The 15,039-nt window shown below is 37.2% G+C and carries 14 protein-coding genes; 12 read left to right on the forward strand and 2 right to left on the reverse strand.

Going from position 1 to position 15,039, the window contains the following annotated elements:
• The first annotated feature begins 146 nt into the window (after positions 1 to 146).
• On the forward strand, positions 147 to 3,086 hold the full coding sequence (locus I2F23_RS06030; protein WP_195771658.1) for an insulinase family protein: 2,940 nt from the start codon (positions 147 to 149) through the stop codon (positions 3,084 to 3,086).
• A gap of 18 nt (positions 3,087 to 3,104) precedes the next feature.
• Complete coding sequence (locus I2F23_RS06035) at positions 3,105 to 4,277, forward strand: phospholipase A (protein ID WP_195771659.1); 1,173 nt, start codon at positions 3,105 to 3,107, stop codon at positions 4,275 to 4,277.
• Positions 4,278 to 4,313: 36 nt separating this feature from the next.
• On the opposite strand, the gene ilvA is transcribed toward I2F23_RS06035, so the two are convergent.
• Entirely contained in the window at positions 4,314 to 5,846 is a 1,533-nt protein-coding gene (ilvA, locus tag I2F23_RS06040) for a threonine ammonia-lyase, biosynthetic (RefSeq protein WP_195771660.1), read from the reverse strand.
• 118 nt (positions 5,847 to 5,964) lie between these two features.
• Between ilvA and rpiA the strand changes: the two genes are divergently transcribed.
• The 9 genes from rpiA to I2F23_RS06085 all read left to right on the forward strand — a co-directional run bounded on the left by rpiA (position 5,965) and on the right by I2F23_RS06085 (position 13,411).
• Positions 5,965 to 6,636 (forward strand): ribose-5-phosphate isomerase RpiA, encoded by a 672-nt coding sequence (gene rpiA / locus I2F23_RS06045; protein WP_195771661.1) that lies wholly within the window; start codon positions 5,965 to 5,967, stop codon positions 6,634 to 6,636.
• A gap of 3 nt (positions 6,637 to 6,639) precedes the next feature.
• Positions 6,640 to 7,296 carry a YgjP-like metallopeptidase domain-containing protein gene (locus tag I2F23_RS06050; protein ID WP_195771662.1) on the forward strand — a complete coding sequence of 219 codons (657 nt, stop codon included), beginning with the start codon at positions 6,640 to 6,642 and terminating at the stop codon, positions 7,294 to 7,296.
• A 114-nt stretch (positions 7,297 to 7,410) separates the two neighbouring features.
• Positions 7,411 to 8,457 (forward strand): N-acetyl-gamma-glutamyl-phosphate reductase, encoded by a 1,047-nt coding sequence (gene argC, locus I2F23_RS06055; protein WP_195771663.1) that lies wholly within the window; start codon positions 7,411 to 7,413, stop codon positions 8,455 to 8,457.
• Positions 8,458 to 8,512: 55 nt separating this feature from the next.
• A complete protein-coding gene (locus I2F23_RS06060; RefSeq protein ID WP_195771664.1) occupies positions 8,513 to 9,259 on the forward strand; it encodes a DUF6776 family protein in 747 nt (248 codons plus the stop codon).
• A gap of 17 nt (positions 9,260 to 9,276) precedes the next feature.
• Positions 9,277 to 9,681, forward strand: a complete 405-nt coding sequence (gene clpS, locus I2F23_RS06065) for an ATP-dependent Clp protease adapter ClpS (RefSeq protein ID WP_195771671.1) — start codon at positions 9,277 to 9,279, stop codon at positions 9,679 to 9,681.
• Between the two features lie 9 nt (positions 9,682 to 9,690).
• The gene (gene clpA / locus I2F23_RS06070) at positions 9,691 to 11,967 is read left to right on the forward strand and encodes an ATP-dependent Clp protease ATP-binding subunit ClpA (protein WP_195771665.1); all 2,277 of its coding nucleotides are present in this window, start codon (positions 9,691 to 9,693) and stop codon (positions 11,965 to 11,967) included.
• A gap of 18 nt (positions 11,968 to 11,985) precedes the next feature.
• Positions 11,986 to 12,330 (forward strand): YnfA family protein, encoded by a 345-nt coding sequence (locus tag I2F23_RS06075; RefSeq protein ID WP_195771666.1) that lies wholly within the window; start codon positions 11,986 to 11,988, stop codon positions 12,328 to 12,330.
• 147 nt (positions 12,331 to 12,477) lie between these two features.
• Positions 12,478 to 12,675, forward strand: a complete 198-nt coding sequence (locus I2F23_RS06080; RefSeq protein WP_195771667.1) for a hypothetical protein — start codon at positions 12,478 to 12,480, stop codon at positions 12,673 to 12,675.
• A 61-nt stretch (positions 12,676 to 12,736) separates the two neighbouring features.
• A complete protein-coding gene (locus tag I2F23_RS06085; protein WP_195771668.1) occupies positions 12,737 to 13,411 on the forward strand; it encodes an RluA family pseudouridine synthase in 675 nt (224 codons plus the stop codon).
• Positions 13,412 to 13,449: 38 nt separating this feature from the next.
• Here the strand turns inward: I2F23_RS06085 and I2F23_RS06090 are convergent, their stop codons facing one another.
• Positions 13,450 to 14,754, reverse strand: a complete 1,305-nt coding sequence (locus tag I2F23_RS06090) for an MFS transporter (protein WP_195771669.1) — start codon at positions 14,752 to 14,754, stop codon at positions 13,450 to 13,452.
• 129 nt (positions 14,755 to 14,883) lie between these two features.
• Here I2F23_RS06090 and I2F23_RS06095 point away from each other — a divergent pair.
• Positions 14,884 to 15,039: helix-turn-helix domain-containing protein (locus I2F23_RS06095; RefSeq protein ID WP_213014677.1), on the forward strand; the 156-nt coding region annotated here is incomplete at its 3' end.

Genomic DNA, 15,039 nt, shown 5'->3' on the forward strand with positions numbered 1-15,039 from the left:
TTTAATCTATATGGATAGCCAAACTAACAAGTAAAGAGAATATGAAATAAGTTAGATCGAAATTACAGTTTTATGCTGAAATAGAGTAAATAATCTCGTTATAATACTGAAACTTAAATCAATGATATGAATTTTTAGGAGATCGCATGACGTCAGATGTCACTGAAACCAATTCTCAAAATTGTCATCCTGCGTTTCAGTTGGTACGTCAGCACCATGTTGAGGCGTTAGATGTAAATGTAGTGGAGTACCATCACCGTGTCACAGGTGCAATACATTACCATCTAGAGAGCTCACATGAAGAGAATGTATTCTTAGTTGCATTTAGAACACAGCCCATGGATTCTAAAGGAACAGCTCATATTTTAGAGCATACTGCACTATGTGGCTCTAAAAACTTCCCTGTGCGAGATCCATTCTTTTTAATGATTCGTCGCTCTTTAAATACATTTATGAATGCCTTTACGGCAGCAGATTGGACAGCTTATCCATTTGCTACACAAAATAAAAAAGATTTTAATAATTTATTATCCGTATATTTAGATGCTGCTTTTGCCGCGAATTTAAATCCGTTAGATTTTGCTCAAGAAGGGATTCGAGTTGAAATTGAAAATGATAAGCCTGTATTTAAAGGTGTTGTTTTTAATGAAATGAAAGGTGCGATGAGCTCACCAACAGATCAATTATACCATCAGTTAGCGCATCATTTATTTCCAGAAACAACGTATCATTACAACTCAGGTGGTGATCCAAAAGATATTCCAGAGCTTACATATGAGCAGTTGGTAGATTTTTATAAAACACATTACCACCCAAGTAATGCTGTATTTATGACTTTTGGTGACATTCCTGCTGTAGAGTTACAAGAACAATTTGAATTGCAAGCACTGTCCCATTTTTCTAAAGGCGAAACGATCTACTCTAAACCAGAAAAACGTCTTCAAGCACCAATCGAAAAAGTAGAGTCTTATGCGGTAGATAGTGAAGATTTAAAAGATAAGACCTATCATGTTATGTCATGGTTATTACCACAAGCGAGTGATATTAAACTCAGACTAGGCATGCGATTGGTTGAAGGCATCCTTTTAGAAAACTCTGCTTCGCCATTGCGCCATTATTTAGAAACATGTGACTATGCTGATTCAGCAGGTCCATTTATGGGCGTCGATGACAGTAATTTTGAAATGACATTTTTATGTGGTGTTCAAGGTTCAAATGAAGAAAATGCTGTTCAGTTTAAAGAGGGTGTTTTAAATATTCTTCGAGAGGTTGCTGCCCGTCCTGTAGATGAAGAGCTAGTTTCCTCGATTTTACACCAAATAGAGTTACATCAACGCGAAGTGGGTGGTGATGGTTCTCCATACGGTTTAAGTTTAATTATGAACGGTATGGGAAGCGTGATACATCATAGTGATCCTATACATGTATGGGATGTCGATGCTGCAATTACGATGGTAAAAGAAGAACTAAAAGACCCAATGTGGTTATCTTCTTTAATTCAAACTTATTTGTTGGATAATCCTCACCGTGTTCAACTCACGCTTATTCCTGATGCGACAAAAACTAAACTTGAGCAGGATGCAGAGCAAGAGAAACTTAATAAAATTGATGCTGAATTAAATGATGAGCAACGTGAAGTTTTAAAACAACGTGCAGTTGAGCTGAAACAACGTCAGGAAACTGAAGATGATTTAAGTCTACTGCCTAAAGTTGGACTAGAAGACATTCCTGAAGAGCTTCATATTGTTCGTGGTGTAACCAAAGATATTCAGCATAATGGTAAACCAATACCATTACATACCTATCATGCAGGTACAAATGGTTTGTATTACAACCAGATTATTATCGAAATCCCAAAAGAAATCCTATCTTCACCGTATTTAAGTCTCTTAAATGTACTTATGGGTGAAGTGGGAGCTGGTGAGTATAATTATCTAGAACTGCAACAGCAACAAACTGCTGTAAGTGGTGGCGTAGGTATGGGAGCATCGTTAAGAAGTGGTTTAAATGATAAAAATGAAATCAGCGCTTTCTTAACATTAACCACAAAAGCTCTTGTCGATAAGACTGATGCCATTGAACTTTTAAAAGTTGCTTTTGAACAAATTAGATTTGATGAAAAAGCACGTATTATTGAGTTATTACAACAGCGTAAAACGCGTTGGCATGCACGTGTTAGTGGCTCAGGCCATAGTTATGCAATGCAAATTGCGGCACGTAATATGAGTGCTTTAGCAAAACGTGATTATTTCTGTACTGGCTTAGGTGCTTTAAATTGGTTAAGTGAACTTATTCGTACAGTAGAACAAGATGAGAAAGCCTACGATTCATTAATTGAGGGTTTTAAGTCTATTCATCAGCATTTAATCCACGCACCAAAACAAATACTTTTAGTATGTGAGGATCAACAGTCTGCTTTACTTGAAAAAGAAATTGCTCATGTGTGGCATACGTTATCTTCATCTGAAGCAATGGTTCAATTACCAAAGGTAAACATTGAAAATACAACGGGTGATGAAGCTTGGCTAGTGCAAACTAACGTACAGTTTTGTGCTGCGGCTTATGAGGCTGTAGAATCATCGCATCCTGATGCAGCGCCGTTAATGGTACTTGCGGGTTATTTAAGAAATGGATTCTTACATAGTGCACTAAGAGAAAAAGGCGGAGCTTATGGTGGTGGAGCCACTTATGATGGTAATTCTTGCGCCTTTAAATTCTTTAGTTATAGAGATCCTCGCTTAACAGAGACATTTGCAGATTTTGAAGCAAGTCTGACTTGGTTAATGACTAAAGAACATAAACCGCATCAACTTGAAGAAGCAATTTTAGGCTTAATTGCGTCTATGGATAAACCAGGTTCACCTGCTGGAGAAGCGATTACAGCCTGCTACTCAATGTTGCATCAGCGTACACCAGCGTTTAGGACTGAAATGCGATCACGTATTTTGGCAGTTACGTTTGATGATCTAAGACGTGTGGCACAACAATATTTATTGGACAAAAAACCAGTAAAAGGTATTGTTGCACCGTTTGCAAAGCGTGAAGAATTGCAAACACTCGGATTTAACATTAAACAATTGAATTAAATAGTTGTGGTGAAGCGCATGGCGTTAGAAAGAAATGAACATAGGTGTAGTTTGTATTTGGGAGCATTAACCACAGTTGGTTCATTGTTGTTGAGTACAACGCCATATGCAGAAAGTGTGGCCAATACAAGTACAAGCTTTAGCCCAAGTAGTGGGCAAGCTTGTGTAAGTGTTCAAAATGATGCAGCCAGATTGTCATGTTATGACACCTATTTTAAAGCACAAACAAAAGTGAAAGAAAATTTGGTTGCTGAACATGTTGATGTTAAGGAAGAAACCCCTAAAACAGCGACGACTGAACCATTATCGATCACAGATAAGCTCAAACAGTCTGTGGGCACAATCTATAAACAAGATGTAAATGTTCCAATGAACCCAGTCGACTCTTTATTGGATAGCCGTTGGGAGCTCTCTGAAAAAAGTAAACTTGGAACATGGAATATGCGTGCATATAAACCTGTATATGTATTTCCAGCATTTTGGACCAGTGATAAGAATTTAACCCCTTATAGTCCTAATCCAGACAATCAAGTACCGCAACAAGATATAGATTCGACAGAGCTTAAGTTTCAACTTTCTTTTAAAACAAAAGCTTTAGAAAATATATTTGGTAATAATGGTGATTTATGGGTAGGGTATACGCAATCTTCACGTTGGCAAGCTTATAACGCGAGAAATTCGAGTCCATTTCGTGAAACAGACTATGAACCAGAAGCCAGTTTAATTTTTAGAACAAACTATAATTTACTTGGTTTGAATGGGCGTTTGCTCGGTCTAACGGTAAATCATCAGTCAAATGGTAGAGAAGATCCTTATTCTAGAAGTTGGAATAGGGTGATGCTTAACATTGGATTAGAACGTGATAATTTTGCACTCATTTTTAGACCGTGGTATAGGTTACCTGAATCTGCAAAAAATGATAATAATCCAGATATTACCGACTATATGGGAAGAGCGGATTTAACTGCATTTTATAAGTGGAATGAAAATAACTTTTCTTTAATGTTAAGACATTCTTTAAGAGGGGGAGATGCTTCTCATGGTGCAGTGCAGTTTGATTGGAGCTTCCCAATTAAAGGAAAATTAAGAGGTCAATTCCAATACTTCAATGGTTATGGTGAAAGCTTAATTGACTATAATCATCGTGCTAACTATGTTGGATTGGGTGTGTCATTAATGGATTGGTTTTAAACATGGGGCATTTCGCCCCACATTTAAATAAGATAGTTATTTTAAGAAACGCTTATAACCTAAATTATCCGTTACTTCTTGGTATGGATAGCTAATGTTTTTAAGAGTTTCTATCAGGTCATCCTCGCCATGACTATTTAACTCAGACTGTAGACCAACCAACACACGGCCTTCTGCAGCACCATGGTTACGATAGTGGAAAAGCGTAATATTGTGGGTAGGGCCAAGTCTTTCTAAAAATGTCAGTAAGGCACCTGGTCTTTCAGGAAACTCGACTCTAAATAGACGTTCGTTTTGTTGCGCATGTCCACCAATTAAGTAACGAATATGTAATTTCGCAACTTCATCATTAGATAAATCGTCAACATCATAATGCGTTTCTAATGTATGGAGAATTTCTTTTCGCTCTGTATCGCCATCTTTTAAACTAACACCCGCAAATACTTGTGCGGTGTGATTGTCGTTTACACGGTAATTAAACTCAGTAATATTACGACCTTGTAGTGTGCGACAAAAATTTAAGAAAGCACCTTTTTCCTCTGGAATTGTTACCGCATAAATTGCTTCACGGCGTTCCCCAAGTTCTGTACGTTCTGCAATATAGCGTAGGCGATCAAAATTCATGTTTGCGCCACATACAATTGAAACAATATTTTTGCCTTCCAATTGGTGTGCTTTGACATATTTTTTGATACCTGCTAGCGCCATTGCACCAGAAGGCTCTACAATACTACGTGTTTCATCAAATGTATCTTTAACAGCAGCACATATTTCATCTGTATTTACGAGTACAACATCTTTTTCAACAATAGGTGTACCGTCTGATTTTGTCTTACGTAGAATCTCAAAAGGAATTTCACCAATTCGTGCGACAGCAGTTCCATCTGCAAATAATCCAACGTGAGATAAAGTAACACGCTCATTGGTTTCAAAAGCTGCTTTTAAACAAGCAGATTCTTCATATTCGACAGGAATGACTTTGACATGGGGTGCGATTTCGGCAAAATATGCTGCAATTCCTGAAATAAGTCCACCACCACCAACAGCAACAAAGATATAATCTACTTCACGCCATTGGCGCAAAATCTCGTTCGCAATTGTTCCTTGTCCTGCAATAACCAGCTCATCATCGTAAGGAGGTACAAAAACAAGTCCCTCGTTCTCTGCGCGTTGCATTGCATATCTATTTGCAATATCAAAAGAGTCGCCGTGTAAAACAACTTCACCACCTAAGCGTTTTACCGCCTGTACTTTAATATCTGGTGTTGTAATTGGCATAACAATAATGGCACGAATACCTAGTTTTTTCCCAGATAAAGCCACGCCCTGAGCATGGTTTCCTGCTGAAGCACAAATGACACCGCGTTTTCGTTGCTCTTCTGAAAGCTGGCTAATACGGTTATATGCACCACGTAGTTTAAAAGAGAAAACTGGCTGTAGATCTTCGCGTTTTAAACGAATGTTGTTGTTAATTTTTTGACTAATTCGTGGAGCTGCTTCGAGAGGAGATTCAATGGCAACATCGTATACAGTTGCTTGTAAAATTTGTCTGACCAAGCGAAACAACATGGTTATCTTCCGTTTAACAGTTTAAAATAGGGATGAATTGAAATAAACACTGTATATGATTAGGTCGAATAATCAACCTAATTCTTTCATCAACCTAAAAATTTTGAGTAATCTTTATATGAGTTTATATGCAAACCAAGATGCAAAGAAGCAAGCAGCTGCCAAAGCTGCATTGAAACACTTACCTCAAGGAGGCATTTTAGGTGTAGGGACAGGAAGCACAGTAAACTTTTTAATTGATTTATTGCCTGAATTAGAATTGAAGGGCGCAGTGGCTAGCTCTGAAGCAACGGCAGAGCGCTTAAAAAAATTAGGCATAGACGTTGTAGATATGAATCAGGTTGGTGGTTTAGATGCGTATGTCGATGGCGCAGATGAAATTGATCGCCATTTACATATGATTAAAGGCGGTGGTGCGGCATTAACACGTGAAAAAATTGTTGCATCAATTGCAAAGAAATTTGTATGTATTGTGGATGATTCTAAATGGGTAGGGCAGTTGGGGCATGACTTTCCTTTACCGATTGAGGTAATTCCAATGGCACGTTCTGCTGTGGCACGTAAAATTGTCACGCTTGGTGGTGATCCTGCTTACCGTGAAGGTGTAGTAACAGACAATGGTAATGTGATTATTGATGTACATAATCTAAATATTTTAGATGCACTTGAATTAGAGCGCACGATCAATGATATTCCTGGTGTTGTTACTAATGGCATATTTGCTTTAAATAAAGCTGATATTGCAGTGGTCGCAACAGATAGCGGTATTGAAGAGCGTTTTGCTGAATAAGTAATGACTTTATCTGATTTACCAGAAATTAAGATTATTCGACATGCTAGCGCAAAACAAATGCGCTTGCGTGTCTATCCCAATCAGATTAAATTAACTGTTCCTAAAGTTTGCTCCCAACGATATATTCAGGATTTTTTAAATCAATCTGAGGAATGGCTTTTAGAGACATGGGAGAAAACTAAAAAAAAGCCCGTAGAAATACCCGAGAAAATTATATTGTTTAATCGGAGCACTCCTTTACAGATCTGCGTTCGTGAACAAAAAATGCCTTATTTTTTAGATGAATTGGCAAACATCCTTTTCTTACACCGCATTGAGGCTTTAAAAGACTTTATTTTGTTTTATGCTAAAAAGTATCTCACAGAATATTTAAAACAAATCTCTTTAGAAACAAATATGCTATACCATGGCTCACAGGTGAGATGGGTAAAAAGTCGCTGGGGGAGTTGCAATCAGCAGCACAAAATCATGCTAAACGCTATATTGGTACTTCTACCTATAAATTTGGTACGCTATGTATGTGTGCATGAATTGGCCCATACCATTTATTTTAATCACAGTTCTTTGTTTTGGAAACAGGTCGAAAAGTATGATGACCATTATTCGCTGCACAGAAAGAGTTTAAAATTATTTCATTGGCCACATTGGCTTCTATAATGATATAGATGGCAGTGAAAAATATGATCTAGTGTATAAAAATATATTTAGAAAAAATAAGCTTCCTGTCATACTAAGATGTTTTTTAAATAAAATGAATTTGAGGTAGTACAAGTGATTTCAGTTGGCATAGTTGGTGGTACAGGTTATACGGGTGTTGAATTACTTAGACTTTTACTCAGACATCCGAATGTAACAGTGCGTGTACTTACTTCTCGAACTGAGGCTGGGAAGCGTGTATGTGATATGTTTCCAAGTTTACGCGGCCATACTGATCTGACATTTTCAGATTTAGACACGGATGTATTAAAATCTTGTGATGTCGTATTTTTTGCAACTCCGCATGGTGTGGCGATGAAATATGCACAAGCGTTGGTTGATGCAAATACAAAAGTAATTGATTTGGCTGCCGACTTTAGACTACAGAATCTAGAAGAGTTTGAAAAATGGTATGGAATGGCACATGAGTGTCCAGAGCTCTTAAAGTCTTCGATATATGGTTTATCTGAATTAAATCGTGAAAAAATTAAAAATGCACAAGTTATCGGGAATCCTGGATGTTACCCAACCACAGTACAGTTAGGATTAGCGCCTTTACTTAAAACTAAAAACTTAATAGAAACCAAAAGTATTATTGTAGATGCGAAATCTGGTGTTTCGGGTGCTGGTCGTAAAGCAAGTATGGGTATGATTTATACTGAAAATGCTGATAGCTTTAAAGCATACAGCGTGTCTGGACATCGTCATCAGCCTGAAATTATTGAGGCTTTAGAAAATATTTCTGGGCAAAAAAAGGCATTTGATCATTTGGTATTTGTACCACATTTGGTTCCTATGATTCGTGGCATGTTAAGTACAATTTATGTAGACTTAACACAAGAAGGTGATGATTTAGATATTCAGGCATTCTATGAAGCTTTTTATAAAAATGAATTGTTTGTAGATGTAATGCCTCAGGGGTCTTTACCAGAAACACGCAGTGTACGTGGGGCAAATGAATTGAGAATCGCTTTATATAAGCCACAACCTAAGAAGCTTGTTATTGTCGTTATTCAAGACAATCTTGTAAAAGGTGCTGCAGGACAAGCTGTACAAAATATGAATTTAATGTGCGGACTCGCTGAAGAAACGGGTTTAACAGGAATTGCACTATCACCTTAAGTTTGAAAAGCACTCACTACAGTGCTGTAGTGAGTGTATTATGTTGAGCATAAAAATGACACAAAAGACGCTTGAGCAGAATCCTTTAGATTCACAAAAAATAAAAAAACCTAATTTCATGCAAGCCCATAAATTTATTTTACTGGCAAGCCTTATTTTATTTATAGGTGGTGGTGCACTTGGTTATTCGGTCGGACACCGTCAAGGTTTAACAGTTGTTGGTTATGAAGCCAATGCTGAAGAGCTTATGGAAATTGTTCAAAAGCAGAAAGATACCCTTTCTACATTGAACAAAAATTTGAATATGGCTATACAAGAGCGAGATGTCGCTTTAAGTAATACCACACATTTGACACATGCGCTTAATGAAGGGAAAGCAGACTTGGGTATTGCTCAGACGCAAAGTCAGATTTATAGAAGTATCTTACGCCAAAGAGGTGGTGTAAGTTTAATGGTTCAAAATCTAGGTGTGAGACCACTGCCTGAAAATGTGTTTGAATACCAATTAGATTTACTACAAGTCAGTTCTAAAAAGGCTTCTGGTACTGTCGAACTTAGACTTATTCGTGGGGGAGAAGTTTTAGCTATTCCTATGGAAAATAAGCATTTTGAGTTTGAGAGTTTTCAACGTCTTACAGGTCGTTGGACAATGCCAAAAGGTTTTGTACCACAATTTATTGAGGTACGTGTTAATGGTGGACTGACTGAAATTAAACGTTTTAACTGGTTGAAAGGAAAAGAAATCGAAAGTCCTTCGGCATTTGTATCCGATATTCCTCAAGCTGAGGCCAAAGTTCAGTAATTATGAAGTTAAACTCTATGCGTCATCTAAAGAAAAAGGTAAATTTAAATGAAGTGAAAGCTTCATTTCAGCAGTCAGGTTATACAGATTGGCATTTAAACATGTCAGGTGAAGATCACCATGAAGAGGGTGATCTTGATGTAAAAACTGCACCACCAGAATTTAAGGTTCCGCCTTTATATATGGTGGTTTTACTGAATGATGACTATACCCCAATGGATTTTGTTATTGAAATTTTACAAGATTTCTTTGCAATGAATCTTGACCAAGCCACTCAAGTAATGCTAACTGTACATTATGAAGGGAAAGGCATTGCAGGTGTTTATCCTAGAGATATTGCTGAGACCAAAGCCAATCAAGTAAATAATTATGCTCGATCACAAGGTCATCCATTACTTTGTCAAATTGAGCCAAAACAATAAGGGGATTGTATGCTTAGTCGTCAATTAGAGGTATCTTTACGTTTGGCTGTGAGTTTAGCTAGACAAAAAAGACATGAATTTTTAACAGTTGAACATTTATTACTTGCATTATTAGACAATGATTCTGCTGTAAATGCATTAAAGTCATGCGGGGCAGACATTACAACGCTCAGAAAAGAGCTTGAAGAGTATATTGAAAAACATACGCCTAAATTAGCTGAGAATAGTGAGCAGGCACCGCATCCAACGGAAAGCTTTGACCGTATTTTACAACGTGCGATTTTTCATGTGCAATCGAGTGGTGGAAGTAGAGCCGTAGAGGGTGCAGATGTATTGGTCGCAATGTATTCTGAAAGAGATACGTTTGCTGTTTATTTATTAAAACGTCATCAAATTAATCGTGTGACACTGACACAATATTTATCTCATGGCGGAAACAAAGAAGAGCTAAAAGTAGAAGGTGAAACAGAAGAACTAGATGGTGAACATACGACATCTACTGCTGCAAACCCACTTGAAGTATATACGGTTAATTTGAATGTCGAGGCTTCTAAAGGTAAAACGGATCCATTAATTGGTCGAGAAAAAGAAGTTGAGCGCGCAGCACAGATTTTATGTCGTCGCCGTAAAAATAACCCGCTATTGGTGGGTGATCCCGGTGTAGGTAAAACTTCTATTGCAGAGGGATTGGCGTGGCTCATTGTAAATGGTAAAGCACCAAAACCACTCAGTCAGGCAGAAATTTATAGTTTAGATATTGGTGCATTGGTTGCAGGTACAAAATATCGTGGCGATTTTGAGAAGCGTTTAAAGCAATTGTTAAATGGACTCAAGAAAAATCCAAATGCGATTTTATTCATCGACGAAATTCATATGATTATTGGTGCTGGTTCAAGTATGGGCAGTACGATGGATGCATCGAATTTGATTAAGCCTGCGTTAGCCAATGGAACGTTGCGTTGTATTGGATCTACAACGTTTCAAGAGTATCGCCAAGTTTTTGAAAAAGACCATGCATTGTCACGTCGATTCCAGAAAATTGATGTAAATGAACCAAGTGTTGGTGAAACAATTGAAATATTACGTGGCTTGAAATCCAAGTTTGAAGAGTTTCATCATGTTAAATATGATGATCAGGCACTGGTTTCTGCTGTCGAATTATCTTCTAAGTTTATTAACGATCGATTCCTGCCTGATAAGGCAATTGATGTGATTGATGAAGCTGGTGCTCAGCGACGTTTAAAAACTGAAGAAGAAAATACGCAAATTACTGTAGATAATATTGAAGACATTATTTCTAAAATTGCACGAATTCCTGCAAAAACAGTATCTAAAGACGATAAAGCAGTTTTGCAATATCTAGAGCGTGATTTAAAACGTGTTGTTTTTGGTCAGGATGAAGCAATTACGGCATTGGCTTCTGCAATCAAGTTGTCTAGAGCAGGCCTAAAATCACCCGACAAACCTGTGGGAAGTTTCGTTTTTGCGGGGCCAACAGGTGTAGGTAAGACAGAAGTAACTAAACAACTTGCTAAGTTACTTGGTGTAGAACTTATTCGTTTCGATATGTCTGAATATATGGAAAGACATGCTGTATCACGCTTAATTGGTGCGCCTCCAGGTTATGTTGGGTTTGATCAGGGTGGCTTGTTAACTGATGCTGTACATAAAAATCCTCATAGTATTCTGTTACTAGATGAGATTGAAAAAGCACATCCCGATGTTTTTAATCTACTTTTACAGATTATGGATCATGGATCACTTACAGATAATAATGGTCGTAAATCTGACTTCCGAAATGTAATTTTAGTTCTGACTACAAACATTGGTGCTGAAAGTATTTCTAGATCGAGTATAGGGTTTATGGAGCAAGATCATAGCAATGATAACCAAGATGCAATGAAGAAAGCTTTCTCTCCAGAGTTTAGAAACCGTTTAGACAGTACAATTCAATTTAAAGCTCTACCACCGAGTGTTATAGAATCTGTTGTAGATAAATTCTTAACGGAGTTACAAGCACAACTTGATGAGAAGAAAGTATTTCTAGATGTAGATGAGAGCGCACGTAATTGGATGGCTGCAGAGGGATACGATCGCCTCATGGGTGCCCGTCCAATGCAACGCCTTATTCAAGAGCATTTGAAAAAACCATTGGCTGAAATGATTCTATTTGGAGAGTTGGCAGACAATGGTGGTAATGTTGCAGTGACAGTGAAAAAGGAAAATGATCGTCCGGTTGGGTTGCAGCTGACCATATTTGAGGATCAAATTACGACCCCTGCTTAGTACACATATAAGGTTGATATGTTTAATTTCGATATTCTAAAAACCTTACAAGTTTTTGGACTGTTTTTTGTAACTGCAATTGCTGAGATATTGGGATGCTATTTCCCATATCTCATGTTTAACCAAGATAAAACGAAGTGGTTATGGATTCCGACAATTATTAGCTTATTGCTATTTGTCTGGCTGCTAACCTTACATCCTGCAGCATCTGGGAAAATATATGCAGCTTATGGTGGTATTTATGTTTTCACAGCACTACTGTGGTTAAGATTCGTCGATCAGATGCCACTAACATGGTGGGATATTGGTGGTGGTCTAATTGTAATGCTAGGAGCATGTATTATTATCCTGCAACCAAATTAAGGTTTGGTTGCTAAAATCTATTAAAATGCATTAAATTTCACAAAAAATAACAAAAATAGTTAAAAAGAACACATAATGGAGGGAAATTTTAGCAAAACTCGGAATATAATAATAAAAATGTAATTTAAAAATTTGTGGAAAATATAAATGGCTGACCTTATTATTGAATTATTAGAGCCGATTAATTTAGAAAAAGAAGGATATACTCCCGTAGTTTTTGATAAGGGAACTTTATTTAAAGTCGTATATGATTCTATGAATAGTCACTTGGTTCGTGCAGACAATGGACTAACATTTTCAATTGCAAAGCAAGACCGCGATCGTATTTGGCGTTACTTAGACTAATGATTGACAGTAGAATCACAGATTGCTATTTTGCTGAGCGATATTGTAGTGACTGTTATTTATGGCTGTAATCACAAAAGAAAAATTTATTTATACGCCACCATTGGGTGAGCTACCTGTACTGTATGAAGATGAATATTTCATTGCTGTAGATAAGCCAGCAGGATTGTTATCTGTACCCGGACGTTTACCTGAACACCATGACAGTGCTTTTTTGAGACTACAGCATAACTTTCAAGCAATAAAAATAACCCATCGTTTAGATATGGCGACATCTGGAATATTACTTTTTGCCAAGCATCGTGATGCAGAAATTGCGATGAGCAAAATTTTTCAAAAGCGTGCAGTTGAAAAACAATACATAGCTTTGGTTCAGGGAAAGCTTTCTACTTCTGGTGAAGTAAACGCACCATTAATTACAGATTGGCCAAATCGACCTAAACAGAAAATTGATTTAGCAGAAGGAAAGCCTGCGCAAACATATTATAAACCTTTGGAATATAATACTATCAAAGGGATAACACGCGTTCAGTTAACACCGATTACTGGACGATCACATCAGTTGCGTATTCATATGATGCATATAGGCCATCCGATTTGTGGTGACCAGTTTTATCATCCTGAGCCTCATTTGTGTGAATTTAAGCGAATGGCTTTGCATGCTCATAAGTTGTCTTTTATACATCCATTTATTGAAGATCAGCAATTGAATATTATTTCATCTGTACCATTTTAAGCAAAGCACGATACAAAGAAGTATCGTGCTTTATATGTTTAATCTATATTTTGGTGTTTAGTTTCCTTAATTGCTGAAAAAGCCAGTAAGGACAAAACAGCAGCTACACATAAATAGTAGCCTACAAAAGATGCGCCATAATTTGTTGCAAGATTATTGGCAATAAGTGGTGCAAAAGATGCACCCAAAATACCTGCTAAATTAAAAGAAAGTGCAGAGCCTGTATAGCGAATTGAAGTTGGATAAATTTCAGATAAAATTGTGCCGATAGGGCCATAAGTTAAGCCCATAATAGATAATCCAATACATAAGAAAATGGTCATAACTACTGGTTGATCGGGCACTAGGAAATACTGGAAACTAAGTCCAAAAACTGCAACTAAAAAACAAATACAGATAGAAGTTTTTCTACGACCAAATTTTTCTGCAAGTATGGCAGAGATAGGAATAAATATACCAAAACAAACCGTCGCAAGAAGTTGCATTTTTAACATGTCAGCACGTGAGTAGCCTAAGGCAGTTGTTCCCCAGTTTAATGAAAATACGGTCATTAAATAGAATAATACAAAGGTACACACAGCGCCTATTGTTCCTAAAAATAACGTTTTTCCATGTTGGGAAAAAACTGTTTTAAAAGGAATTGTTGTTTCTTTCTGTTTGGTTAAAACACGTTGAAAAGCAGGTGTTTCATGTAATTTTAAGCGAATGTACAAACCTAAAAAGACAAGAACTGCACTTGCAATAAATGGAATACGCCATCCCCATTGTAAAAAGTTTTCGTTAGACATGGTCGCACCTAATATTAAAAAAGCGCCAGATGCTAAAATAAAACCAATGGGTGCGCCAAGTTGTGGAAACATACCATACCAAGCACGCTTTCCTTCTGGTGCGTTTTCTGTTGCAAGTAGAACAGCACCGCTCCACTCGCCACCTAGTCCAAGTCCTTGACATAAACGACAAATAATAAGCAAAAGCGGTGCAAAAATACCTATATGAGCATAGGTTGGGAGTAGTCCAATACAAACAGTTGAAAGCCCCATAAGTAAAAGTGCGGCAACCAATGTCGATTTTCTTCCAATTCGATCACCTAAGTGCCCAAATACTGCTGCGCCAATAGGGCGAGCAATAAATGCAACAGCAAAAACTGCAAGAGATTGTAAGGTTGCTGCGCCACCGCTACTTGCAGGAAAGAAAAGGTGTGGGAACACCAGCACGGCTGCGGTTGCATAAATGTAAAAGTCAAAAAATTCAATGGTTGTCCCGACTAGGCTTGCAAGTAGAACACGTGTTTTTGAATTGTGAGTAGTAGGTATAGAATCGTTGTTAGACGCTGAATACTCCATAGGGAACCACACTGATTATAAAAAGTTTTTTAGTTGGTATAAGCTTTTGAAGCTAAATGATAGTATTTATTATGAAGTATTTTATGAGAATATATAGTCAAACAATCAAAAATATAAGACAATTTAAAAATGAGTTATTCAGAACATTTTAGACGAAAAGTGATAGCGAAGCTTGAGGAAGGATATTCCATACGAGCGGTATCGACACAATTTGAAATTGATAAAAATACAATTTTGAGCTGGAAAAAACGAATTGAGGTTAAAAGAACTCGCCCACGCAAACCT

This window comes from Acinetobacter pollinis (assembly GCF_015627175.1).
GTDB lineage: Bacteria > Pseudomonadota > Gammaproteobacteria > Pseudomonadales > Moraxellaceae > Acinetobacter > Acinetobacter pollinis.